This is a genomic window from Algibacter sp. L1A34, from assembly GCF_009796805.1.
In the GTDB taxonomy this organism is placed as follows: Bacteria; Bacteroidota; Bacteroidia; order Flavobacteriales; family Flavobacteriaceae; genus Algibacter.
Window position 1 is genome coordinate 608280 of sequence record NZ_CP047029.1, and the last position, 25321, is coordinate 633600.

Annotated in this window: 21 protein-coding genes; 13 read left to right on the top strand and 8 right to left on the bottom strand. The window is 32.7% G+C overall.

Annotated features, from left to right (window positions below):
- Positions 1-1026 precede the first annotated feature (1026 nt).
- The 6 genes from GQR97_RS02680 to rpsU all read left to right on the top strand — a co-directional run bounded on the left by GQR97_RS02680 (position 1027) and on the right by rpsU (position 8377).
- Positions 1027-4191: a SusC/RagA family TonB-linked outer membrane protein gene (locus GQR97_RS02680; RefSeq protein ID WP_158844952.1), complete on the top strand. Its 3165-nt coding sequence runs from the start codon at positions 1027-1029 to the stop codon at positions 4189-4191.
- Between the two features lie 10 nt (positions 4192-4201).
- Positions 4202-5719: a SusD/RagB family nutrient-binding outer membrane lipoprotein gene (locus GQR97_RS02685; RefSeq protein ID WP_158844955.1), complete on the top strand. Its 1518-nt coding sequence runs from the start codon at positions 4202-4204 to the stop codon at positions 5717-5719.
- 148 nt (positions 5720-5867) lie between these two features.
- Positions 5868-6404 (top strand): immunoglobulin-like domain-containing protein, encoded by a 537-nt coding sequence (locus tag GQR97_RS02690; protein ID WP_158844959.1) that lies wholly within the window; start codon positions 5868-5870, stop codon positions 6402-6404.
- Between the two features lie 15 nt (positions 6405-6419).
- Positions 6420-7097 carry a lipid-binding protein gene (locus GQR97_RS02695; RefSeq protein ID WP_158844961.1) on the top strand — a complete coding sequence of 226 codons (678 nt, stop codon included), beginning with the start codon at positions 6420-6422 and terminating at the stop codon, positions 7095-7097.
- Positions 7098-7281: 184 nt separating this feature from the next.
- Positions 7282-8145 carry an RNA polymerase sigma factor RpoD/SigA gene (locus GQR97_RS02700; protein WP_158844964.1) on the top strand — a complete coding sequence of 288 codons (864 nt, stop codon included), beginning with the start codon at positions 7282-7284 and terminating at the stop codon, positions 8143-8145.
- Between the two features lie 37 nt (positions 8146-8182).
- Complete coding sequence (gene rpsU / locus GQR97_RS02705) at positions 8183-8377, top strand: 30S ribosomal protein S21 (protein WP_158844967.1); 195 nt, start codon at positions 8183-8185, stop codon at positions 8375-8377.
- A gap of 61 nt (positions 8378-8438) precedes the next feature.
- Here rpsU and GQR97_RS02710 read toward each other — a convergent pair whose 3' ends face one another.
- Positions 8439-9230: a DUF2797 domain-containing protein gene (locus GQR97_RS02710; RefSeq protein ID WP_158844970.1), complete on the bottom strand. Its 792-nt coding sequence runs from the start codon at positions 9228-9230 to the stop codon at positions 8439-8441.
- Positions 9231-9273: 43 nt separating this feature from the next.
- Here GQR97_RS02710 and GQR97_RS02715 point away from each other — a divergent pair, with 43 nt between their 5' ends.
- The gene (locus GQR97_RS02715; RefSeq protein ID WP_158844973.1) at positions 9274-10797 is read left to right on the top strand and encodes a GH3 auxin-responsive promoter family protein; all 1524 of its coding nucleotides are present in this window, start codon (positions 9274-9276) and stop codon (positions 10795-10797) included.
- Positions 10798-10883: 86 nt separating this feature from the next.
- Here the strand turns inward: GQR97_RS02715 and GQR97_RS02720 are convergent, their stop codons facing one another.
- A complete protein-coding gene (locus GQR97_RS02720) occupies positions 10884-11762 on the bottom strand; it encodes a MerR family transcriptional regulator (protein WP_158844976.1) in 879 nt (292 codons plus the stop codon).
- Positions 11763-11912: 150 nt separating this feature from the next.
- Between GQR97_RS02720 and GQR97_RS02725 the strand changes: the two genes are divergently transcribed.
- Positions 11913-13322 carry a fasciclin domain-containing protein gene (locus GQR97_RS02725; RefSeq protein WP_158844978.1) on the top strand — a complete coding sequence of 470 codons (1410 nt, stop codon included), beginning with the start codon at positions 11913-11915 and terminating at the stop codon, positions 13320-13322.
- Between the two features lie 192 nt (positions 13323-13514).
- On the opposite strand, the gene clpX is transcribed toward GQR97_RS02725, so the two are convergent.
- From clpX to GQR97_RS02755, 6 genes are all read right to left on the bottom strand, one after another.
- Positions 13515-14747, bottom strand: a complete 1233-nt coding sequence (clpX, locus tag GQR97_RS02730; RefSeq protein ID WP_158844981.1) for an ATP-dependent Clp protease ATP-binding subunit ClpX — start codon at positions 14745-14747, stop codon at positions 13515-13517.
- Positions 14748-14821: 74 nt separating this feature from the next.
- Entirely contained in the window at positions 14822-15496 is a 675-nt protein-coding gene (clpP, locus tag GQR97_RS02735; protein WP_158844984.1) for an ATP-dependent Clp endopeptidase proteolytic subunit ClpP, read from the bottom strand.
- A 135-nt stretch (positions 15497-15631) separates the two neighbouring features.
- A complete protein-coding gene (tig, locus tag GQR97_RS02740) occupies positions 15632-16960 on the bottom strand; it encodes a trigger factor (protein ID WP_158844987.1) in 1329 nt (442 codons plus the stop codon).
- 293 nt (positions 16961-17253) lie between these two features.
- A complete protein-coding gene (locus GQR97_RS02745; protein ID WP_158844989.1) occupies positions 17254-17604 on the bottom strand; it encodes a phage holin family protein in 351 nt (116 codons plus the stop codon).
- 12 nt (positions 17605-17616) lie between these two features.
- A complete protein-coding gene (locus GQR97_RS02750) occupies positions 17617-18396 on the bottom strand; it encodes an alpha/beta fold hydrolase (protein WP_158844992.1) in 780 nt (259 codons plus the stop codon).
- Positions 18397-18478: 82 nt separating this feature from the next.
- A complete protein-coding gene (locus GQR97_RS02755; RefSeq protein WP_158844995.1) occupies positions 18479-19192 on the bottom strand; it encodes a pyridoxine 5'-phosphate synthase in 714 nt (237 codons plus the stop codon).
- An 87-nt stretch (positions 19193-19279) separates the two neighbouring features.
- Between GQR97_RS02755 and GQR97_RS02760 the strand changes: the two genes are divergently transcribed.
- The 5 genes from GQR97_RS02760 (at position 19280) to bamA (ending at position 25187) form a co-directional block, all read left to right on the top strand.
- Positions 19280-19939 (top strand): acetoin utilization protein acuB, encoded by a 660-nt coding sequence (locus GQR97_RS02760; RefSeq protein WP_158844998.1) that lies wholly within the window; start codon positions 19280-19282, stop codon positions 19937-19939.
- A gap of 3 nt (positions 19940-19942) precedes the next feature.
- Positions 19943-20830 (top strand): NAD kinase, encoded by an 888-nt coding sequence (locus GQR97_RS02765; protein WP_158845001.1) that lies wholly within the window; start codon positions 19943-19945, stop codon positions 20828-20830.
- Between the two features lie 383 nt (positions 20831-21213).
- The gene (locus GQR97_RS02770; protein ID WP_158845004.1) at positions 21214-21891 is read left to right on the top strand and encodes a DUF6089 family protein; all 678 of its coding nucleotides are present in this window, start codon (positions 21214-21216) and stop codon (positions 21889-21891) included.
- A gap of 1 nt (position 21892) precedes the next feature.
- A complete protein-coding gene (locus tag GQR97_RS02775) occupies positions 21893-22633 on the top strand; it encodes an isoprenyl transferase (RefSeq protein ID WP_158845007.1) in 741 nt (246 codons plus the stop codon).
- Positions 22566-25187 (top strand): outer membrane protein assembly factor BamA, encoded by a 2622-nt coding sequence (bamA, locus tag GQR97_RS02780; RefSeq protein ID WP_158845010.1) that lies wholly within the window; start codon positions 22566-22568, stop codon positions 25185-25187. The genes GQR97_RS02775 and bamA overlap by 68 nt, the downstream gene beginning before the upstream one ends.
- Positions 25188-25321 lie beyond the last annotated feature (134 nt).

Sequence of the window (25321 nt, forward strand, 5' to 3'; positions counted from 1 at the left end):
TTTAGTAAAGTTATATTTAGTACAAAAAACGGTCGGTTAAACATAATGTTTAACCGACCGTTTTATTTTATATCGTATTTTTCAAAAATAAACCATTAACAATTAATCTTTTACAACATCCCTACATCATTCACTATACCTACAAACAGTAATAAAGAAACATATACTATAGTCATAGCAGATATTAACCTAAATTGCTTTAATGATGTAACTTTTAAGTCAATACTTCCTAATGGTGTAAATCCAGGAAACACATCCGTTTTAACTTAATATCGAAAATCAAGCAAACTTGCACTGTAGAAGTAAGTGGTACTCTTAATTTTAATTTTGATAGCTATACAAGTGAAATATCTTATGAGATTCTTAACGTTGAAGGTCATAGGTGTTTCTGGTCCGAGTATAGGTTTTCTAGATTGAACTGCTTCAACTAGCATCCCTATAACTTTATGCTAAGGTAGATGTTACAGCTATGTAGTATATGATGTATACGGAGATGGTTTAGCTAGTCCAGAAGCATTTACTCTAACTCTCAAAAATACAGACTGCACTTCAAGATAAGCGGATCTAGGAGGTTCACATTCAACTTCATTTCAAGTTTTCAATTAAGTAAAATTAATCCATATCAAAAAGGAGATTGATTTAAACCATTAATTAGAATTAAACATTATTATTCGTTATTAAAAATAACTACAAATAATGCTTACTATCATTTAAAACCATTTACTAATTATTTAATAACAAACAGAAAAACACTGAAATATTTCCTCTTTGAATTTGAATTTGAATTTGAATTTGAAAGAAAAATATTCAACATTAATAGTAGAAAAAAATATTCAAACAATTAAGTATTAACGAATTACCAAATAAACCTCTTAAATATTAACTTCAATCAAACTACAGATTTCAACTCTTTCTCTAATACTTCTATAAAATCGTAACACAAAAAAGCAAATTTTAACCATTATTTATTGTTTTATTAACTTTTTATTGTGATTTTTGACGTTGACTAATACAAATAATTATAAAATGAAAACAAAGTTTAGTGGAATACTAACGCTACTATTAGCGTTTGTTGTGCAACTAACGTTTGCACAAGAAAAGACAATTTCAGGAACAGTATCAGATGATTCTGGTTTACCGTTACCTGGAGCTACAGTCTTAGTAAAAGGTACTTCAACAGGTACTTCAACAGATTTCGATGGAGCTTATACCATTAAAGCTAATCAAGGCGCAGTTCTTGTATACAGTTTTGTTGGATATTCAACAAAAGAGATTTCTATTGGATCAAATAAAACTATAAACGTTACAATGGCGGAAGATGCAGAATCTTTGCAAGAAGTTGTTATAACTGCTTTAGGTATTTCTAGAGAGAAAAAAACCGTTGGTTCATCAATACAAACAATTGGAGCTGAAGAACTTAATAGCAACAAGTCTATTAACCCAATAGATGCTATTCAAGGTAAAGCAGCTGGTGTTGAAATCACAGCAGCTCCTGCTCCTGGTTCCACACAAAATGTTATTATTCGTGGTGCTTCATCTTTTGGAAACAATCAACCATTATATGTTGTTGATGGTGTACCATTAACAAATGAACAAAACCGTTCTGGAAGTGATTTAAATTCACAAGTTGATTTTGGTTCTGGTATTAATGCCATTAACCCAAATGACATTGCTACAATGACAATTCTTAAAGGAGCCTCTGCTACTGCTCTATATGGTTCTCGAGCATCAAATGGTATTATAATGATTACTACCAAAAGCGGGTCAGAAGGAGCTTTACAAGTAAACTTCAATAGCTCATATAGTCTTAGTAGAATAAGCGCATTACCAACTAAACAATCTCAATTCGGACAAGGTTGGAGTGGAGATAGAGCATTAGATGAAAATGGTAACTGGGGCGCAGCTTACGACGGTGTTGACCGCGTTTGGGGTAATATTGTTGACAATAGCCAAAATATAAAACCTTATGTATTCTTAGAAGATAACATTAAAGATTTTTATGATTACGGTGAAAACATATCTAATTCACTTTCACTTTCAGGTGGTTCTGATGTTACAAATTACTACTTCTCTATATCTCACAATAAAGTAGATGGTGTTGTTCCTACAGATTCTGACTCTTACGAGAGGTTTACATTGTCAAGTAGAGGATCTCATAAATTTAAAAAATTACAAATAAGCTCTTCTATAAACTATAGTAATGAATTAACAAATTCTGTACCAACAGGGCAAGGTACTTCAATGCTAAGATCTTTATACGAAATAGCAAACGATATATCAATTGTTGATTTAAAGGATTATAATAATAAATTTAACAATCTAGATAATTACTTTACGCCATACGGTGTTAATCCTTATTATATTTTAGATAATGACGCAGCAAATCAAGTGAAAAATAAATTTTTTGGAAAATTCCAGATTGATTATGATATCCTTGACAATTTAAAATTAACATATAGACTTGGTGGAGATTTCGAAACTTCTGTCCTAGAAAGTCACACAGGTATTATCGCCTTTAGCGATGGAGCAATTAATGCCGGTTCTAGCGCAGCTAACCCTGGTAACTTTCGTGAAGAACGTATTACTAGAACACAAATGAATCATGATCTTACATTAGCTCTTGACAATACAGTTACAAAAGATATTAGCATAAACACATTATTTGGTTTTAATGCTAACGAACGTAAGTATAATGAATTATTCGGAGAGATTTCGTCAATTGATATTCCTGGTTTTTACAACTTAAATAATAGTTTAACACCTGCTACTTCTGGTCATGAACATGAAAAAAGAAGACTTTTAGGCCTTTACGTATCTTCAGATATTAGCTATAAAAACTTTTTATTCTTTAATTTCACAGCTAGAAATGATTGGTCTTCAACATTATCACTTGACAATAATTCTTTCTATTATGGAGGTGTAAATATGAGTTATATTCTTACAGATCATTTAAGATCTAAAGATATTGATACTGGCATTTTCGATTTCACAAAAATAAGAGTTGCATATGGTAGTACCGGTAACGATGCTGATGTTTACAAAGTATATGACAGATATGTTTCTGGTTATTCAACTAATCCAGGTTTCCCAAATGTAGATGATCTCACATTTCCATTAGGAGGGGTTAACTCATACACCAATTCTAATGTACTAGGTAATTCAGATCTTAAACCAGAAATAACAAAAGAGTTTGAAATAGGTATTGAAAATAGAATGTTCAAAGGGCGATTTGGATTTGAAATTTCTTATTACAACAAGTTAACAGAAGGTCTTATTGCATCTTTACCTTTAGATCCATCAACTGGTTATACATCAATCACCTCCAATCTAGGAGATGTTAGAAACAAAGGTTTAGAAGTAAGTGTAAATGTTAAACCAATTGTGACAGATAATTTTACATGGGATGTAAATTGGAATTACACAAAAAATAAAAACAAAGTAGAAAGCTTAGATGTTGAAGAGGTTTTTATTTCTGGTTTTGGAGATGCTGGTATCTATGCAATAGAAGGAATGGCATTAGGTCAGTTTAAAAGCTCTGTTCCTCAAACAACGATGGTTAATGGAGTTGAATCTACAATTGTTGATGGTAGTGGTAATCCACAACATACAACAGACCTAGAACTTCTTGGAAAAGATATAAACGAAAAGTATAGAATGGGTTTAACAAACAAATTCTCCTACAAAAACATTTCTTTAGCCGCTACTTTAGACTTTAGATATGGAGGTAGTATTTATTCAGGTACTAAAGATTACATGCACTGGACTGGTAGTTCTCCAGAAAGTGTATTAAACGACAGAAACTCATTCATTATACCTAACTCTGTTGTAGATAATGGTGATGGAACATATTCTGAAAACACTACTCCTGTTGATGCAACAGCACTACATACTTTTTATAGTAACGGAGGATTAGATGCAGATGATTATGCTGTTATAGACAAATCTTTCCTTAAACTTAGAAATGTAACTTTAGCATATAATTTACCAAAATCACTTTGTGAAAAGGTTAATTTTAATAATGTTACTTTCTCATTTACTGCTAGTAACTTTATTCTTTGGAGACCTGCAGAGAATCCTTATATCGATCCAGAAAATACGACTTTCGGAACTGACCTTGACGCTAAGTTTGGTGAGTTTATGGGGAACCCAAGTCAAGAAACGTTTACATTAGGATTAAATATTAATTTATAAAAATTTAATGATGAAGAAATATATATTAAAAATATCGATGATAGTTTTAATAGCCTTCGCTTATAACTGCGAAAGTTATTTAGATGTTAATCAGGATCCTGATGTTTTAGGAGAAACAGACGCTCCCGAAATTCTTTTACCAACGGCACAAGTTAGCATAGCTAACAATCTAATGGGATGGGATTTTGGATTTGCTGGAGGCTTTTATAGTGAGTATTGGACTCAATCATATACGGCATCACAGTTCAAAACTCTATGTGAATACCAAGAAGACTCTTTCAGTAACCAATATACTGGATTAACATCTGGCACTCTAAGTGATTTAAAAAGAATTAAGGAGTTATCTTCAGATGAAGCTAACCAAGGTTACTATTATATCGCAGAAGCCTTATCTATTTATACTTGGCAAATAATGACAGATGTATGGGGAGACCTTCCTTATACTGAAGCTTTACAAGGAGATGCTATAAAATCTCCCGTTTTCGATTCTAGCGAAAGTATTTATACTGATTTAGAAAAACGTGTAGACGCTCTTTTAGCAATAGATAATTCGGAGTATGCTATAACTTCTACTTTCGATTTTATCTATGCAGGTGAAATGGCTCAATGGAGTAAATTCGTTGCCTCATTAAAATTAAAACTTATGTTACGTCAATCAGAAACGACGAACTATAGTAATGCCGATGTTCTGTCGTTCATACAAAACAATTCATTCTTAACGAGTTCTGCAAAAATAGCGGGAACTTATTGGGATGATTCTTTAGAAGGAAAAAGACATCCAATGCGTGAGTTCGAAGCAGGAGGAGCTCTTTACCTATCTACAAATGTAATTGGATGTAAAACATTCATTGACTATTTAAAAGTAAATGATGACCCTAGATTGGATGAATTATTTACAGCTCCAACAGATGGACATGAAGGTGCTTTCTTTGGTGATTTTGATTCTAAAAAAGATTCAGATGCAGATGGAATATTAGACGAAGATGAAGTTTATAGTGAACCAATTTTTTCAGGAGACATGGATATCATGTTAATGAGTGATTGGGAAGTAAACTTTTACATTGCAGAAGTTTATGCTAGAGCAAGTGAATTAGCAAATGCTAAAGCATACTATGATATGGCAATTACAGCCTCTTTAGCTCAAAACTCAATTCTTGATACTTCAATATTATCTTCTGGATATGCGCAATGGGTAGATGGAACACAAGAAGAAAACATAGAACAAATTTCAATGCAAAAATGGGTAGCAAACGCTAATTACCAACATATTGAATCATTTCTAGAACGTAACAGAACAAAGTATCCTTCAGTAAATGATATTGACATTAAAAGTGACAGAGAAGCTGCATTCTTAAACTTCCCTGTTGGTCAACTTACCATTTCTGTTAATGGACGAGAAAGAACAAACGGACTTCTACCTGCATCCCCCGTATATCCAACTTCTGTATTAAATAGAAATGTAAATGCTCCAAGCCAAAAACTAGATTTATTAGAAAAAATTTGGTGGAACAAAAAAGCTGGTAAATAATTTTAAAAAAAAGATCATGAAAAAAATATTAATAAAAATATTACCATTATTCTTTATTGCTGTAATCTCTTGTGAACAAGACGACAGTACTGAAGGGGTATCGAGAATAACATTCTATAACGATATCGAATTTGTTGGAGACGAAACAATGTATTTACCAGTAGGATCAGCATTTAGCGACCCAGGAGTAACTGCTTTTGAAGGAGAAGAAGACGTTACTGCAAACGTTGTGGTATCAGGAAGTGTTGATACAAGCACAATAGGAACAAATTCCATAACTTATTCTATTGTTAACGCAGACGGGTTTTCGAAAGAAATAACTAGAACCGTTATAGTTCACCCAGTAGCCGATTCTGGTATAGACTACAGCGGTATCTATACAGGAGATAGCAGAGGTGAAATTATGGATTCAGGATGTGTGATAACAAAAGTAGCTCCTAGCACTTACTTAGCTACTGATTTTTTTGGCGGAGTATACTGCTGTGGTTCAAGAGACTACGGATTAGCATATAGATTAAAAACCTATTTTTATGTTAGCTCAGACAATACAACCTACACATCAATCTCGACAGATTCACCATGGGGAGCATGGGACATACTCAATCCAAGTATATCTGGAACGACGTTGTCTCATAAAGTAAACCAAGGTACATTTGGTTTTGACGTTACCCTAATTAAAGAATAATTTAAAAAAATAGATATGAAAAAAAATATAATATACATATTACTTGTATTTGCATCTTTCACATTTAGCTCATGTGACGAAGATTTAGAAATTTGGGATAGTAACACATTAGATTATTCTGGCACCTATTTTTGGGAATTATATAATGAAGATATGTCTTCACTATATGTTGGTTACGACCACGACGTACAATTATTAATCTACAATACGGCTGATAATAATGAAAATGAAGTTTGGTTAGAAGACACTGATAACGTGTTCCCATTAAAGAGTAAATTCTTTTTTGATGGAACAGCAGAATCTTTTAGTTCTAAAAGCTCTGATTTCGTTGATTTAACTGATAATGCAGCAGCAATAGAAGATGCGTTACCAAGTACTAAACCAACAGGTTTAAACGAAGAGAGCATAGAAGACACTGATTATATTAGAAGTACTATTATGGAAGGTAAAATTCTAAAAAATGCAGGGACTACAATTAGTGGAAACCCCGTTGATAGTATTTATGTGAAAATCAAACTATATAGTGGTACCGTGAAATACACAAGTTATAGTGTTCCTGTAGACAAAAGAGCAGATCCTGAAGTTGAAGAGTTTGATTGGATCTATGATAGTGCTACTTATGATAATACACTTGACGAAATTTATGTTATTTCTGGTCACAGAAAAACTGGGTTTTCTGAAGATGATCACTAAGATTAGTAATTTAACAAACATATTTAAGAGACTGCCTTTAAAAGCAGTCTCTTTTATTTTGTACTAAATATTAAAAATATTTCAGATTAGATTTATATACAATTTTAAAATATAAAACCAAAATAATTAGGTTTTCTCCCCAAACTTATTATATTACCCATTAGTCTAACTTTAAAAACACTACATGAGGCAATTAAAGATTACGAAACAAGTTACCAACCGCGAGTCAAAATCATTAGACAAATACCTTCAAGATATTAGTAAAATACCACTAATTACAGCCGAAGAAGAGGTCGAATTAGCCCAACTTATAAAAAATGGCGACCAAAAAGCTCTAGATACACTCACAACTGCTAACTTAAGGTTTGTAGTTTCAGTCTCAAAACAATATCAAAACCAAGGTCTAACTCTACCCGATTTAATCAATGAAGGCAACGCTGGCCTAGTGAAAGCGGCGAAACGCTTTGATGAAACTAGAGGGTTTAAATTTATTTCTTATGCTGTTTGGTGGATTCGTCAAGCAATTCTTCAAGCTTTAGCCGAACAATCTCGAATAGTTAGATTACCTTTGAACAAAATTGGCTCAATTAATAAAATTAATAAAGCCTACTCATTTTTAGAGCAAGAGAACGAAAGACCTCCAAGTGCGCAAGAAATTGCAAACAAGTTAGATCTTTCGCTTACTGATGTTAAACAGTCTATGAAAATTTCAGGACGCCATGTTTCTATGGATGCTCCATTTCAAGAAGGTGAAACATCAAACTTGTACGATGTTATGAATTCTAGCGAATCGCCACGGCCAGATTCTGGTTTAATGCAAGATGCATTGAATATAGAAGTTAACCGTGCTTTAAATTCCCTTTCGGAAAAAGAAGCAGAAGTTATTCGTCATTATTATGGCATTAGTAAAAAGCAACCTATGAGCCTCCAAGAAATTGGTGACTCTTTTGGTTTAACACGTGAACGTGTAAGACAAATAAAAGAAAAAGGGATTCGTCGATTGCGACAAAACTCAAAAAGTAAAGTACTAAAAACGTATTTAGGATAAGCCTAAAACTTAAAATCAATTAATTAAAAGAGTATCTATGTTAAAGATTATTGTAAAAGATGGTGAAAATATAGAGCGTGCCTTAAAACGCTACAAGAGAAAACACCGTAACATTAAAGTAATGCAAAATTTACGTGAAGGACAGTTTTTTACTAAACCATCGGTAAAAAGACGTCGTCAAGTTAAAAAAGCAGCTTACATTCAAAACTTAAGAGACCAAGAAGAAGTTTAGTCTTTAATAGTTTGAAGCTTATAAAAAATCCCATTCGATTTAATCGTAATGGGATTTTTTATTATATAGATATTTTTACCACCAAACCTTCGTTAGAACGTATATTAAAAACGGTATCATCCTCAAAAATGAGATACTGCCCTTTTATCCCTACTAATTTCCCGGTATATTTTAAATCTTTTTTAATATTTAAACTTTTTGGCTTCTCAGGGTATTTATTAACAGGAAACTCTAAATGTGTTTCACTATTATTTTCAATAAAGTAATCTCTAGCTTCATCTGGAATATATTGTTTTAAACGTTCACGCCATTCCACTAAATTTTCGTCCTCAATATCATTTTTAAGCATTTTACGCCAGTTTGTTTTATCTGCAACGTAAGACTTTAACGCAACCTCTGTAACGCCCGCTAAGTACCTATTTGGCACTTCAACAATTTCTAGTGCTTCGTGTGCTCCTTGATCTATCCAACGTGTTGGTACTTGTGTTTTTCTAGTAACACCAACTTTAACATTACTGGAATTTGCTAAATACACAATATGCGGTTGTAACTGAGCCTTTTTTTCGTATCCTAAATCGCGATCTTCTATACCTAAATGCGCCGTACTTAGTTCGGGACGCATAATCCAGTCTCCTGTATGTGCAGTATTGTAAAAGCACTGTTTATCATAACCTTGACGAAATATAGGCTTATCTAATCCACAGTTTAAACATTGGAATTTTATAAACTCTATAGAAATAGTTTTTCCTAATAATTGATTCATATTTATAAAATCAGAATCAAAAACCAAATAATACTGAATCGGATTAGAAAATTCCGTTTCCATTTTTGTCAAAACACCTTGGTAAGTCATAAAAAAAAGTCTTATTTTTAAAAAATTAAAGATAAAAATAAATATGCCAATCCCTATAGTAAATTCAATTGCTTCTTGGTTTTTAAAAAAACGATTTCATCAAATTGAATTGTTTTTAAAATACCCTAACGAAGTACAAGATGAATTACTACAAAGCCTTATATATATGGCTAAAGACACTGAACTTGGTAAACAATACGATTTTAAGTCTATAAAAAACTACAAAACATTTGCCGAACGTGTACCTATAAAAAACTATGATGGCTGGCAGGACATCATTGACCGCTCTAGAAATGGAGAAAATAATTTATTTTGGCCTACACCAATAAAATGGTTTGCAAAATCTAGCGGTACCACCAGAGCAAAAAGTAAATTTATTCCAGTAAGTCAAGAATCTTTGGAAGATTGCCATTATGCGGCAAGCAAAGACTTATTGTGCATGTATTTAAATAACAATGAAGATTCGCAATTGTTTACAGGAAAAAGTTTACGTCTAGGCGGAAGTAAAGAGTTATACAGATCTAAAGGAACAGTTTTTGGTGATTTGTCGGCAATTTTAATTGACAACATGCCCTTTTGGGCCGAATATAGCAGCACACCAAGTAATAAAGTGTCGCTAATGAGCGATTGGGAACATAAAATGCAAGCGATAGTTAATGAAACTATAACCGAAAAAGTAACAAGTTTAGCGGGCGTACCATCTTGGATGTTAGTCCTTTTAAATAATGTTTTAGAAACTACCGGCAAACAAAGCTTACATGAGGTTTGGCCAGACTTAGAAGTTTATTTTCATGGTGGCGTGAGCTTTACTCCATACAAAGACCAATACCAGAAGATATTACCAAAATCGGACTTTAAGTATTATGAAATCTATAATGCTTCGGAAGGTTTCTTTGCTATTCAAGATCGAAATGATTCTGATGAATTACTATTGATGTTGGATTATGGTATTTTTTATGAATTTATACCCATGAATATCTATGCTACTTCCGAAGAAAAAGCAATTCCGTTAAGTGAAGTAGAAATGTTTAAAAACTATGCGGTTATTATTACTACAAATGCCGGATTGTGGCGATATAAAATTGGAGACACCATTAGATTCACCTCTTTAAGTCCTTACAGGATTAAAGTATCTGGACGTACAAAACATCATATTAATGTTTTTGGTGAAGAGCTTATTATTGAAAATGCTGAAGAAGCTTTAAAAAATGCTTGCCTTAAAACACAAGCCGAAATAGTAGATTATACTGCTGCTCCCATTTTTATGAAAGGAAAAGAAAAAGGTGCTCATGAGTGGCTTATTGAGTTTAAAACACCACCAACAGATATTGATCATTTTAATGAATTGTTTGATAATGCTTTAAAAGCTCTAAACTCCGATTACGAAGCGAAACGCTATAACTGTATTACTTTAAATAAACCGAAAATTGTTATTGCCAGAAAAGCCCTATTTCATGATTGGTTAAAACAAAATAATAAATTGGGCGGACAACATAAAGTTCCAAGGCTTTCGAATACTAGAGATTATATAACTGAATTATTAGAATTAAATGTTTTATGTGTTTAATTGAAGAAGAGATATGTTGTTATATATAACACCTATACCCTATCGCAAACCAATATTATAAAATAAAACAGCAAGAAAACTTCCTGCTAAAAAGATTTTATTTTCTTCAAGTTATCAATTAAATCATTTGGATGAGATAAATAAATAATCCGTTTATCATCAACAATAGTTGCTAAATTTGTTGGGTTTCCAGAAACAAGTAGTGGCACATCACCTTGCTGTAGTATAGCTTCAACTTTAGAACCAGTAGGCCGTTCCGTTGGAGTTACAAACATAGTCAACATTAAATTAGGTTTAACCTCTTCAATAACCTGTTTAATATTTTCTGTAGGAACATCTTGCCCCAAGTAATACACGCGCCATCCCATTTCTCTAGCTATATAATAAGCAAGCAGAAGTGCAATTTCATGATATTCATCTTCTGTTAAAAACATTAATATGCTTGGCGCATTATTTTTAGGATAGGCAAGCAAATCAATAGAAGCAAACATTTTCCTTTTTATTAAATTGGAAATAAAATGCTCTTGTGCTGGCATCACTTTATTAATTCCCCAAAGTACGCCAACCTGGTTTAAAAAAGGATATACAAGTTCTGTAACGGTAGCTAAAAGACCTTTTTTAACAATTTGAGTTCTTAAAATCTCATTAAACGATACTTCGTCCATATTTAGCATACTAATAACTAGCCCGCTAATTTCATCTTCATAATTACCCTCGATAATCCGATCTGAAATAGTTTCATGAATTTCAGTATCCGACATTTTATCAATTTTAGAAATCCGGTAACCATTTCTAGTTAACACACCTATATTTAATAATTTCTTTAATTGATCATCAGAATAATACCTAATATTTGTATCCGTACGCTCAGGGTCCAAGAAATTATATCGAGTTTCCCACTTTCGTAAAGTATGCGCTTTTATTCCTGTTAAGGCTACAATTTGTGCCATTGTATATTTACTCATGTCTAAATATTTACTAAACAAAGTTAAACAAAATAATATAAATTAATAAATCATAAAAATTAAATTGTCTAACCTTTATATGTATATTGTTTGACAATTACAATATTTTATATATATTTGTCTAAAGAAAAACTAAATAAATTAGACATTATGAAAACGAAACTTTTTTTTATCACAATTTTTAGTCTATCACTATTAACAACATCATGCAGTAGTGATGATGATAATTCCAACAATGCAACACCAAACATTGTAGAATTAGCGCAAACAACAACCGACTTAAGCTCATTAGTAGCAGCGCTTACTAGAGCAGATGGAAATCTAGCAACCGTTTTAAGCGGAAATGGTCCCTTTACAGTGTTAGCACCAACAAATACCGCTTTTGCAAATTTTCTATCTGATAATGGGTTTGCTTCTCTTGAAGATGTGCCAACAGATGTATTATCACAAGTTCTTTTAAACCACGTAATCATGGCCGATGTAACTTCAAGTGATTTATTATCACTAGGTGCTGGTTACACACCAGGAAGCGCAAGCGGTCCCGACGACTTAAACATCAGTATTTATTTTGATACTTCTAATGGTGTTACATTTAATAATGTAGCAACAGTAACCACCGCAGATATAAATGCTTCAAACGGAACTATACATATTATTGACGCTGTTTTGGACTTACCAAATATTGTAGATCTTGCTGCGGCAAATTCAGATTTCTCAAGTTTAGTAGCTGCTTTAGGCTCTGCAGATGGAGACTTAGTTAATGTACTTAGTGCCGATGGACCTTTTACAGTATTAGCACCAAACAATAGCGCTTTTAGTACGTTTTTAGACGGTACAGCTTTAGGCGATGTAGACACTGCCGCACTATCCCAAATACTACTTAACCATGTGATTATAGGTTCTACAGTAACATCGACTGCTTTAGTAGATGCAGGAGCGGGATACACTAATACAGGAGCAACAGGCCCAGGCGATAATGCCTTGAGTTTGTATTATAACACATCTAATGGTGTAATGTTTAATGGAATATCTACAGTAACGCAAGCAGATATAGTTGGAACAAATGGTATTATACACGCAATAGATACTGTGATAGACATACCAACTGTAGTTACTTTTGCTGTTGCAGATCCAACTTTTTCAACTTTAGTGCAAGCTTTAACATCTCTAACCCCTGCTACGGATTTTGCCGCTATTTTAGCTAGAACAGAAACTGGAAATTCAGATAATTTAGACCCAACCTTTACTGTATTTGCGCCAACCAATGATGCTTTCTCTGCATTATCTGTAATTCCTGCAGAAAATGCATTAACGCAAATATTATTACACCATGTAATTAAAGAAGCCAACATTACGGCAAGTATGCTTAATAATCCTGGTGAAACTACAGCAGAAACTATTGAAGGTGATAATATTACTATTACACTTCCTGGAACTGGTAGTAACATTGCAAATATAACAGATGGATCTGGAGCTACGGATATTGGTATTATAGCTGTTGATGTTCAAGCTGGAAATGGAGTAATACACGTTATTAACAAAGTGATGATTAATAACTAAAACAAAACGACTCCCTAAGACTAGTTAATTTTGAAACCGACACCAACTTTTAGTTGTGTCGGTTTCTTATTTAAGAAGAGCCTCTTTAAATACTTTCACGAAAAACATAAAAGAAAGGGTCCTTTTATAAAACAAAAAACCATTTGTAAATAAATTTACAAATGGTTTTTTATTATTATAACAAGTAACAGATTAAGAAACTGCTTTCAATTTCTTAATAGTTGTTTTTGTTAGTTTTCCTTCGGCGTAAGCCTTAGTTACATTTAATTTTTTATCATCGCTGCTTGGCAATTCAAACATAGCATCAGTTAAAATTTCTTCACATAAAGAACGTAACCCTCTAGCTCCTAATTTATATTCGATAGCTTTACCTACAATAAAATCTAAAGCACCATCGGTTATAACGAAATCTACTTCATCCATTTTAAACAGTTTTTTATACTGCTTAATAATAGCATTTTTAGGTTCAGTTAAAATCGCTCTTAATGTTTTAGCATCTAAAGGATCCATGTATGTTAATACAGGAAGACGGCCAATAATTTCTGGAATTAATCCAAAATCTTTTAAATCCTTCGGAATAATATATTGTAATAAGTGGTCTTTATCTACAACATCATCAGAAATTGATGCGCTATACCCTACCGCTTGCATATTTAATCTATTAGAAATTACACGATCAATACCATCGAAAGCACCACCAGCTATAAACAAAATATTTTCGGTGTTAACCTCTATAAATTTTTGATCTGGATGCTTACGTCCGCCTTTTGGTGGCACATTAACAACTGTACCTTCTAATAACTTTAATAAAGCTTGTTGAACACCTTCACCAGAAACATCTCTAGTTATTGATGGATTATCACTCTTTCGGGCAATTTTATCGATTTCATCAATAAAAACAATTCCCTTTTCAGCTTTTTCTAAATTATAATCCGCAGCTTGTAATAAACGCGTTAAAATACTTTCAACATCTTCACCTACATAACCAGCTTCTGTTAAAACAGTAGCATCTACAATAGCTAAAGGTACATTAAGCATTTTAGCAATGGTTTTTGCCATTAAGGTTTTACCTGTACCGGTTTGCCCAACCATAATGATATTACTTTTTTGTATTTCAATATCATCATTTGTTGGCGGCTGCAACAAACGCTTATAGTGATTATACACAGCAACAGACATTACTTTTTTAGTCATGTCTTGCCCGATAATATATTCATCTAAAAACCCCTTTATCTGTAAAGGCTTGCGTAACTTTAATTCTGCAGATAAATCGCTACTATCGCTTTGTTTAGATTCTTCTATAACAATACCATGCGCTTGCTCTATACATCTATCACAGATGTGAGCATCTAATCCCGCTATTAATAGGTTTGTTTCAGGTTTTTTACGACCACAAAACGAACATTCTAATTCTTCTTTTGCCATTCAATCTTCCTTATTTTGACGCTCTAAAACCTCAAGCCTCTTTGTATCAATAATTTAAAGTTAGTGATTTTTTATTAATTACGTGCTAAAATCTCATCGATCATACCGTATTCTTTCGCTTTATCCGATTTCATCCAGTAGTCTCTATCACTATCTTCATATACTTTGTCGTAATCCTGACCAGAATGCTTACTTATAATTTTATAAAGTTCTTCTTTTAAAATTAAAATTTCTCTAGCCGTAATTTCAATATCACTCGCTTGCCCTTGAGCACCACCTAAAGGTTGATGAATCATAACACGAGAATGCGTTAATCCACTACGTTTTCCTTTTGTTCCTGCGCACAATAAAACAGCACCCATTGAAGCCGCCATACCTGTACAGATAGTTGCTACATCTGGTTTAATAAATTGCATAGTATCGTAAATACCTAAACCTGCATATACACTTCCTCCTGGAGAGTTGATGTACATTTGAATGTCTTTATTAGCATCTACACTTTCTAAAAACAAAAGTTGTGCTTGTATAATATTAGCAATATTATCGTCAATTCCTGTTCCTAAGAAAAGGATACGATCCATCATTAATCTTGAAAACACATCTAGTTGAGAGATGTTTAATTGACGTTCTTCTATAATATAAGGCGTCATGTTTTGAGGCATCATACTACTAACAATTTTATTGTAATATGTACTGCTTATTCCTTGATCCTTTATCGCGAATTTTTCAAATTCTTTTGCGTAATCCATATCTATTATATTATTTATTTCGATTAACACGTTATAGACAGATATATCTATGATGTGATAAAAAGTATGTTTTTAATAAAAAGGCGCTTAAATCTAATAGATTTAAGCGCCTAAAGATAAACATTATTTATTTATTTATTTGTCGCCATAAACTTCTTTAACAAAGTTTTCGTAACTCAATTCTTTAACTTCAAGATTTGCTTTTTCTTTGTAAACAGATAATAATTTCTGACTTACTAATTGTTCTGAAATACGACGTGCTTCTTTTTGATCTGATAACACACGAGCAGCAATATCATCCAATTCTTTATCTGAAGGATTCATTTGACCAAATTGAGCCATTTGCCCTTTAATCATCTCTCTTGCATGATTTTTAATATCGTCCATAGTAACTTGCACGTTATTAGCCTCAATTAATTTACCTTCTATTAATTGGTAACGTAAGCTTTTTTCAGACTTCTCATACTCTTCTTTAGCTTGATCCGCATCTATAGGTTGCTCACCTGCAGTTTGCATCCATTTAGTTAAAAACTCAGCTGGTAAATCGAATTTAGTATTTTCAACTAAATGTTCAGTTACATCGTTTAATAACTTCTGATCTGCTTGTTGCACGAATTGCTTTTCAGCATCTTCTTTTATTTTTTCTCTTACTTCTGAAACAGATTTAACTGTACCTTCTCCAAAAAGCTTATCGAATAACTCTTGGTCTAAATCGGCTAATTCTCTTTGGTTAACTTCAGTAATAGTAAAAGATACTTCAATATCTAAACCATGGATTTCATCGTGACCTAATTTTAATGCATGCATTAAATCATGATCATCTTCAAAAAGACCTTTTGTTTTTAATACAATAACATCTCCAGCTTTAGCTCCAACAAATTGCTTAGCAGTTGCTTTTCCTTTAAATTTATCTAAAGTTAAAGTTACTGTATTATTAACTTCTTTTTCTTCGTTTGTGTAAGTTCCAGTAATTTCGCTATCTGCATCAACAACATCTTGAGGAATTAATTTTCCATATTGTTTTTGAATACGCTCAATTTGCTCATCAATCATTTTATCATCAGCAATAATATTATATTGCGTGATTGCTTTTTTACCTTTTAACTCAACCTCAAATTCTGGAGCTAAGCCTAATTCGAATTCGAATGTAAATTTATCACCATCCCAATCAATTTCGTCTTGAGTTTTTGGTAAGGGTTGTCCAAGAACATCTAATTTCTCTTCAGTTAAATACTTATTTAAAGCATCCTGTAAAAGCTTGTTTACTTCATCAACTAAAACGGATTTACCGTATTGTTTTTTCACCATTCCCATTGGCACATGCCCTTTTCTAAATCCAGGAATATTTGCTGTTTTACGGTAATCAAGTAATATTTTTTCAACTTTATCGCTATAATCTTCTTTAGCGATATCTACTTTTACCACAGCATTTAATGCATCAACGTTTTCTCTTGTAATATTCATTTTTAATGATATAAGCCTGAAAAGGCATTTAACAATTAGGTTTAAAACCTTACATTTCTTTTAGTTTCCCTTATTTAATAGGAAAACCGAATTTTAATAAAAAAATAATCTGATTAATTATTAGATATTTTTGCAACTAAAATCGGCATGCAAAAGTACAATATTTTTACATCCCAACAAAGTTTTTAATTTGCTGATTTTATGACGTTTCCTTTACACACAAGACATTACCTCAAGCCATTTTCGATACTAGAGTTTTTATTTGTGCTTATTTTATTATTATCAAGGTTCTATTATGCCTTTTTATCGGTAGTAAAAAAGGATTGCAATATAGATTGAAGGATTGATAAAAGCACACTAAACAATATAGCCCACCAAATATTATCTACAGAAAAACCACTAATAAACTCATCGGCCAGAAGAATAATTAATCCATTAATCACTAACAAAAACAAGCCTAATGTTATAACGGTTACTGGCAGTGTAAAGATGACTAAAATAGGTTTTACTAAAAGGTTTAAAATCGATAATACTAAAGCTACAATTATAGCAGACATATAACCATCTACCTGAACGCCCGAAAGCACATTTGCTAACACAAATACAGCGATAGCATTTACTAAAAGTTTAATTATTGTGTTCATAGTATTTTTATTTTAAGATTCAACAAATTTTATCAAAGCCGCAAAAAAGTCTTTTGGGTTTTCTGCATGCAACCAATGGCCTGCATTTGCAATAGTAACGATTTCAAAATCAGAAAAATGATTTTTAATTATTGCTTCATCACCAACACCAATATATTCAGAGCGATCACCACGCATAAACAATGTTGGTTTATTAAAATTAGAATAACTTGGTAAAGCTTCACCGACTTCTGCAACTTCTTCTTTTAAAACATCAAGATTTATTCTTAATGCTAATTTCCCTTTTTCAATCCAATATAGATTTTTCAATAAAAACTGCCGTGTCCCAACATCATCAACATAACCACTTAACATTTTATCGGCCTCGCCTCTACTTTTAATAACATCAAAATTTAAGGCACTTAATCCCTCTAAAATTCCATCGTGATGCACCGGATAAAAACGCGGAGAAATATCTGCTACTATTAATTTTGAAACCAATTCTGGATATTCGCAAGCAAAAAGCATAGCAGTTTTACCTCCCATAGAATGCCCAAGTAATATAATATCCTTTAAATTATGCGCTTCACAGTACTTATTTAAATCTTCCGCAAGCACTTCATAACTAAAATTAGCATCCCAAAAACTTCTACCGTGATTTCTTTGATCTACCAAATGAACCTCGAAACCCTGTTCGGAAAGATGTTTTCCGTGTGTTTTCCAATTATCACTCATACCCAAAAAACCATGTAGAATTACAAATGGCTTTCCTTCTCCTAATATATTTGAATATAACAACTCTTTTTCTTCCATAAACTACTATTAATCCTTAAAACAGAAAACTATTATTTCATTGCTTAACAAATTAAAAATAAACTGCGACTGTAACTAAACCCTATTTAAGCTTTCTTAAATACATCTGGATTACATTCTCTACACCCAAATATAAACTTTCGGCAATTAAAGCATGACCAATAGACACCTCTAATAATCCTGGGATATTTTGTTTAAAAAACTCAATATTCTCTAAAGATAAATCGTGACCAGCATTTATACCCATACCTAAATTATTAGCCAATTCGGCACTTTCAAAATAAGGTTTAATAGCTCCTTTATTTCCTAAACCATATTGGTGCGCAAAAGCTTCGGTGTATAGTTCTACTCGATCGGTACCTGTGGCTTTCGCTCCTTCAATTTGTTCCAAAACAGGATCTACAAAAATGGAGGTTCTAATACCGTTATTTTGGAATTCCTTAATCATATCAACTAAAAAATCTTTATGTTTTATAGTATCCCAACCTGCGTTACTCGTTATAGCATCAACCGCATCGGGCACTAAGGTAACCTGTGTAGGTTTCACTTCTAAAACTAGTTTTAAAAATGATTCCACAGGATTGCCTTCAATATTATATTCCGTGTAAACTTCTGGTTTTAAATCACGTGCATCTTGATATCGAATATGGCGTTCATCTGGTCTTGGATGTATAGTAACACCCTCTGCACCAAATCGTTGTACATCTCTAGCAAACTCAACAACATTAGGCACATCACCACCTCTAGAGTTTCTTAATGTCGCTATCTTATTTATATTAACACTTAACTTTGTCATAAATACATTTTAAAAAACAAAAATACAAAGTAGAACAAGCATAATTGCTATTTTTTTGATTAATTTGCATACCTATTAAAAGGCGTTATGGAACTTTCAGAATATATTATAAACGATATAAAACCACTTAAAAACACTAGTAAAATTAGTGAACTACAATTACTGTTTAATCAGTTAACGTTTTCACATATTCCAGTGTCAGATGAAAACGGCACCTATTTAGGCTGTTTTTCAGAAACCGATGCCCATTGTTTCGATAGTGAAAAACCATTATCGGAATATCAATATACATTCGGAGATTTTTTTGTGCGAGACACTACCGTTTGGCTAGATGTTTTAGAAGCATTTGCTAAAAACTCAACCAACATCATGCCCATTTTAAGTGAACAAAACAAATACTTAGGCTATTACGAACTTAACGATGTTATCAACATGTTTAGCGAATCGCCTTTTTTCTCTGAACCTGGAGGTATTTTAGTAGTCGAAAAATTGATTAACGATTATTCTTTTAGCGAAATTAGCCAAATTGTAGAATCTAATGGCGGTAAACTACTTGGTGCTTTTGTTTCAAAAATGAATAGTGATTTAATTCAAGTTACACTAAAAGTAGGTAATACGGGACTAAACGATATCATTCAAACCTTTAGACGGTACAGCTACAATATTATTTCTGGCCATGCGGAAGACAGTTATATTGAAAGCCTAAAAGAACGATCGGATTATTTAAACAAGTACTTAGACATATAATTTATGAAAGTTGCAATTTTTGGACGCTTTTACAACAAAACCACTACAACTTCAGTAGAAACACTGCTACATTATTTACTGAAAAAAGAATTCGATGCCTATATAGAAACCGAATTTTCGAACCTCGTTAAAAGTGAATCAGAAAACGAAAGCGACTATACATCTTTTAAAACCTTCGACAAACTCGATAACTCATTCGATTTGCTAGTAAGCATTGGTGGCGATGGTACTATTTTACGTGCCATAACCTATGTTAAAAATCTGGATATACCTATAATAGGTATCAACACAGGACGTCTTGGTTTTCTAGCCACCATACAAGTAAACCAAATAGAAAACGCCATGCAAAATATTATTGATGGCAACTATAAAATTTCTGAGCGCACCTTATTATCTGTAGAAACATCCCCGGAAAACGACGATATACTGTCAATGAATTTCGCATTAAACGAAATTGCAGTAAGTCGAAAAAATACCACATCAATGATAACCGTAGAAACTTATTTAGACGGCGAACTCCTAACCTCCTATTGGAGCGACGGCCTCATTGTATCAACACCAACAGGTTCTACAGGCTACTCACTAAGTTGTGGTGGGCCAGTAATAACACCAGGAGCCAACAGTTTTGCACTAACACCTATTGCACCACATAATCTAAGTGCAAGACCTTTAATAATACCAGACTCTACAGAAATACGCCTAAAAGTAAACGGTCGCGAAGAGCAACATTTAGTATCCCTAGATTCTAGAATTGCAACCCTAGACAATGGCACGGTAATCACCATAAAAAAAGCAGATTTCAGAATAAAAATGATTGATTTACCAAGCGAAAGTTTCCTTGTTACCCTTAGAAAAAAACTACTTTGGGGAGAAGATAAGCGGAATCAATAATTTTTTTGGCGTTACCACAAGGGTCGGGCTTTCCGCTATATCTTTGTTTGTGCCTCATTCATTTCTGCATACCATTAAAGCCTAGTCAACAAAATAAGTTAAGTCCATATTAATATGAATTAAGGCTAGCACAAAAAAGTATGCCGCATCAATCCCTAACGCACATATTTGCCATTGTTTGTTTTTTTTTAAAGTTAGCGCAACTTTACAATAGCCACTTATTCTCAAGCTTAAAATATATGTTTTTGTGCATAGCAGCAAAATGAATATCATCTCCAACCAAAACAATAATTTTAAATTAAAACAGTTTTACAACCATACTGTTAACCTCAAATTATAACAGTCCATACTTATTTATTATATTTGCAAACTTTTAAACATCTATGAGATATTTAATCATATTGACATTAAGCCTACTAAGCACCCAAATAAACTTCGCTCAAATTAACGAAATTGGCGTATTTGTTGGGGGCAGTAATTTAATAGGAGACGTTGGGCCAACCAAATTCATAGCACCAAACACACCTAGTTTAGGACTTCTATATAAATGGAACAGAAGTAGACGACACTCTTACAGGTTTTCCGTAATATATTCCGATTTAAAGGCAAAAGACAGTGATTCTGACGATCCTCGACGTATACAGCGTGATTATTCAATAGATTCAAACCTATTAGAAATTTCGGCAGGTATGGAATTTACTTTTATGGATTTCAACCTTCATTCTGGAGAAACAATAGGAACACCTTACTTATTTAGCGGTATAGCAGCTACACAATACAGCCTAACTTCTTTCTCAAACGGATCCCAAAGCGGTAAAGACTGGACCATGGCAATACCAATGGCAATAGGCTACAAAACAAATATACTAGGTAACTTTATCCTTGGTTTTGAAGTTGGAGCTCGGTACACCTTTACAGACAATATAGATGGTAGTTTCCCTGAAAGCTCTAACAACCAACAATATCAATTCGGAAATATTAATAATAACGATTGGTATACCTTTACAGGAATTACATTAACTTACACATTCGGGATTAAACCCTGCTATTGTTACGATTAAAATGGACTTAAAAGAAAACATACAACTCAAAAAATTACCTAAGCATATTGCCATAATTATGGATGGTAATGGGCGTTGGGCTAAACAACAAGGTATGCTTAGAGCATTTGGCCACGAAAATGGCACAAAATCTGTACGCACCACGGTAGAAGCTTGCGCAGAATTAGGTGTAGAAAACCTAACACTATATGCCTTTTCTACAGAAAACTGGAACCGACCAAAACTAGAAGTACAAACTTTAATGAAGCTTTTAGTTTCCGCATTAAGAAAAGAAATTAAAACACTTCAAGATAATAATATTAAGCTTACAGCAATTGGGAATTTAACTACATTACCGAAAAAAGCATACAAAGAATTGCATGAGGTAATAGATAAGACCAAGACCAACTCTCGCATGACCTTAACCTTAGCACTTAGCTACGGATCTCGCGAAGAAATCATAAATACTGTTAAGGAGATTAGTATTAAAGTTAAAAATAATATAATTTCGCCCGAAAATATTGAAGAATCAATTATTAATGAGCATCTTTACACGCAAAATTTACCCGACGTAGATTTGTTAATAAGAACCAGTGGGGAGCAACGCATAAGTAATTTTTTGCTTTGGCAAATTGCTTATGCCGAATTATATTTTACAAATGTACTTTGGCCCGATTTTACAAAGCAACATTTGTATGAAGCTATTATTGAATATCAAAAAAGAGAACGACGATTTGGGAAAACAAGTGAACAACTTAGTTAATTTATTAGCTTTTAAAACATCCGCCAAATGCTATTTAGCATTATTACTTTTAGTAAGTTGTTTTAATATCCAGGCTCAAGATTTAGATTACAAAAACGGTAAAACGTATACTTTAGGAAAAATTACCGTTTCCGGAAACACCAGCTTTAGTGAGCAAACTATTGTTGCCTATTCCGGTTTAAGTAAAGGAAAAGACATTAAAATTCCTGGTGAAGACATTCGTGATGCTATTAAAAAGCTTTGGAAATCTAACCTTTTTAGTGATATCGAGGTTTTTATCACCAATATTGAAGACGATGTAGCAACTTTAGAAATTCATCTATCTGATTTACCACAACTAAACGACCTGAAAATCAATGGCGTTAAAAACGGTAAAAAAGAAGGGATTATAGAAGACAACAAACTTAAAAGAGGTGTAAAAGTTACCGAAAACCTTTTAACGACTACAAAAAACTACCTAACAAGTAAATACAAAAAGGATGGTTTTTTAAACACCAAAGTACATATTAACACCATTGATGTAAAAGATTCTATCCAAACGAGTAGAGTAAATATGGTACTTAACATTGATAAAGGTGAAAAAGTTAAAATTGACGATATTATTTTTAGTGGCGATTCTGTTTTAAGCGAAAAACAGCTTAGAAAAAGCATGAAAAACACGAAGAAGAAAAACCCAATTCGTTTATTAAAACGCTCAAAATATATTGAAGAAGATTATAAAGAAGATTTAGTTAGCTTAATCGATACTTATAAAGAGAACGGTTATAGAGATGCTCGTGTATTATCAGATAGTATTATTATTAAAAATGACAAAACGGTTTCTCTTAAAATCAATTTAGAAGAAGGAGAAAAATACACGTTTGGTGATATTACTTTTATTGGTAACACAATATACTCTAACCAACAATTAAGTCGTTTATTACGAATTGATAAAGGTGACACCTATGATGGTGTTACACTTGCAAAACGTATAGCAGATGATACAAAACCAGATGCTAACGATATTACAAACTTATACCAGAACAACGGTTATTTATTCTCAAATATTAACGCCGTAGAAGTTAGCGCCGATAACAACGTTATCGATATGGAAATTAGAATAACAGAAGGAAAACCTGCTTATTTTAATAGTGTATCTGTTGTTGGAAACGATAAAACAAACGATCACGTAGTATATCGCGAGATCCGTACACGTCCTGGCCAATTATATAGTAAAGCCAACGTGGTGCGTACAGTAAGAGAGCTTGGGCAACTAGGGTTCTTTGATGCTCAAGAAATTACTCCAAATTTTAACAACCCTAATCCAAACGAAGGTACTATCGATATGGAATATGTAGTTAAAGAAACCGGATCTAGCCAAATTGAATTACAAGGTGGTTATGGTGGCGGAGGCTTTATTGGAACTTTAGGATTATCATTCAACAACTTTTCAATAAAAGATATCTTTAAGAAAGATGCATATAAACCAATACCAATGGGTGATGGTCAAAAATTAGCGTTACGTTTACAAGCCAGTCAATTTTATCAAACGTATAGTTTCTCATTCTCTGAGCCATGGTTAGGAGGAAAACGCCCGGTACAATTCTCGACATCTTTATCACATACTAAACAATTTTTATACGATAACTCTACCTTTAGAGCAGATAAAAGCAGAAGTTTCAATATTACAGGTATTACTTTTGGTTTAGCTAAACGTTTAACTGTTCCAGATGATTTCTTCGTATTATCTCAATCTGTATCTTACCAACGTTACGATTTAAATAATTACAACACAGGTTTATTTACCTTTGGAGATGGTTTTTCAAATAACTTATCTTATTCTATTGGTTTAAGTAGAAATAATACAAGTGTAGACCCTGTTTACCCTATAGAAGGGTCTAGCTTCTCTGTAACGGCAAAAGCATCTTTACCTTACTCTTTATTTAACGGAACAGATTACTCGGAGTTAAAAGAAGAATATGACGATTTAGACCTTACAGATGCTGACGACTTTGAAAGAGCTGGAGAAATAGACCAAGAACGTTATAACTGGTTAGAATTTTACAAAGTAAACTTTAAAGGAACTTGGTATACTCAAGTTGCTAAAGATTTAGTATTAAGACCTAATGTTGAATTCGGATTCTTAGGTGCTTATAACCAAGACAGAGGTGTCATTCCTTTCGAAAGATACTTTTTAGGTGGTGATGGATTAGCAAACTATAGCTTAGATGGTAGAGAAACTGTGCAACTACGTGGTTATCCTAACCAATCACTTTCTAGTGAAGATGGTGGTTCTATCTACAATAAATTCTCTTTAGAATTACGTTACCCAATTACATTAAAAGCATCTGCTAAAATTTATGCTTTAGGATTCGTAGAGGGTGGAGCATCATTTGATAATTTTAGAGATTACAACCCGTTCGATTTAAAACGTTCCGCTGGTTTAGGTATTCGTATTTTCATGCCTGCATTCGGATTATTAGGTATCGATTTTGGTCATGGATTTGATTCAATTGATGATAGCGGTGTTAAAAACGGATGGGAAACACACTTCATTATTGGTCAACAATTTTAACCCATAAATTATTTTGGCACGATATTTTCTATTAACACTTTAATGATTTGAATAAGAATTGAAATTTTTAAGATTAAATTTCGTTAATTTTGAAATGAGCAATTAAAAATTTTCCATAACGGTGAAAATGTTTA

Coding starts and splice junctions, on each gene's coding strand:
- GQR97_RS02680 (WP_158844952.1), top strand. CDS start 1,027: ATGAAAACAAAGTTTAGTGGAATACTAACGCTACTATTAGCGTTTGTT.
- GQR97_RS02765 (WP_158845001.1), top strand. CDS start 19,943: ATGAAAGTTGCAATTTTTGGACGCTTTTACAACAAAACCACTACAACT.
- GQR97_RS02700 (WP_158844964.1), top strand. CDS start 7,282: ATGAGGCAATTAAAGATTACGAAACAAGTTACCAACCGCGAGTCAAAA.
- GQR97_RS02755 (WP_158844995.1), bottom strand. CDS start 19,192: ATGACAAAGTTAAGTGTTAATATAAATAAGATAGCGACATTAAGAAAC.
- GQR97_RS02695 (WP_158844961.1), top strand. CDS start 6,420: ATGAAAAAAAATATAATATACATATTACTTGTATTTGCATCTTTCACA.
- bamA (WP_158845010.1), top strand. CDS start 22,566: ATGAAGCTATTATTGAATATCAAAAAAGAGAACGACGATTTGGGAAAA.
- rpsU (WP_158844967.1), top strand. CDS start 8,183: ATGTTAAAGATTATTGTAAAAGATGGTGAAAATATAGAGCGTGCCTTA.
- GQR97_RS02750 (WP_158844992.1), bottom strand. CDS start 18,396: ATGGAAGAAAAAGAGTTGTTATATTCAAATATATTAGGAGAAGGAAAG.
- GQR97_RS02685 (WP_158844955.1), top strand. CDS start 4,202: ATGAAGAAATATATATTAAAAATATCGATGATAGTTTTAATAGCCTTC.
- GQR97_RS02690 (WP_158844959.1), top strand. CDS start 5,868: ATGTATTTACCAGTAGGATCAGCATTTAGCGACCCAGGAGTAACTGCT.
- clpP (WP_158844984.1), bottom strand. CDS start 15,496: ATGGATTACGCAAAAGAATTTGAAAAATTCGCGATAAAGGATCAAGGA.
- GQR97_RS02715 (WP_158844973.1), top strand. CDS start 9,274: ATGCCAATCCCTATAGTAAATTCAATTGCTTCTTGGTTTTTAAAAAAA.
- GQR97_RS02710 (WP_158844970.1), bottom strand. CDS start 9,230: ATGACTTACCAAGGTGTTTTGACAAAAATGGAAACGGAATTTTCTAAT.
- GQR97_RS02775 (WP_158845007.1), top strand. CDS start 21,893: ATGGACTTAAAAGAAAACATACAACTCAAAAAATTACCTAAGCATATT.
- tig (WP_158844987.1), bottom strand. CDS start 16,960: ATGAATATTACAAGAGAAAACGTTGATGCATTAAATGCTGTGGTAAAA.
- clpX (WP_158844981.1), bottom strand. CDS start 14,747: ATGGCAAAAGAAGAATTAGAATGTTCGTTTTGTGGTCGTAAAAAACCT.
- GQR97_RS02720 (WP_158844976.1), bottom strand. CDS start 11,762: ATGAGTAAATATACAATGGCACAAATTGTAGCCTTAACAGGAATAAAA.
- GQR97_RS02745 (WP_158844989.1), bottom strand. CDS start 17,604: ATGAACACAATAATTAAACTTTTAGTAAATGCTATCGCTGTATTTGTG.
- GQR97_RS02760 (WP_158844998.1), top strand. CDS start 19,280: ATGGAACTTTCAGAATATATTATAAACGATATAAAACCACTTAAAAAC.
- GQR97_RS02770 (WP_158845004.1), top strand. CDS start 21,214: ATGAGATATTTAATCATATTGACATTAAGCCTACTAAGCACCCAAATA.
- GQR97_RS02725 (WP_158844978.1), top strand. CDS start 11,913: ATGAAAACGAAACTTTTTTTTATCACAATTTTTAGTCTATCACTATTA.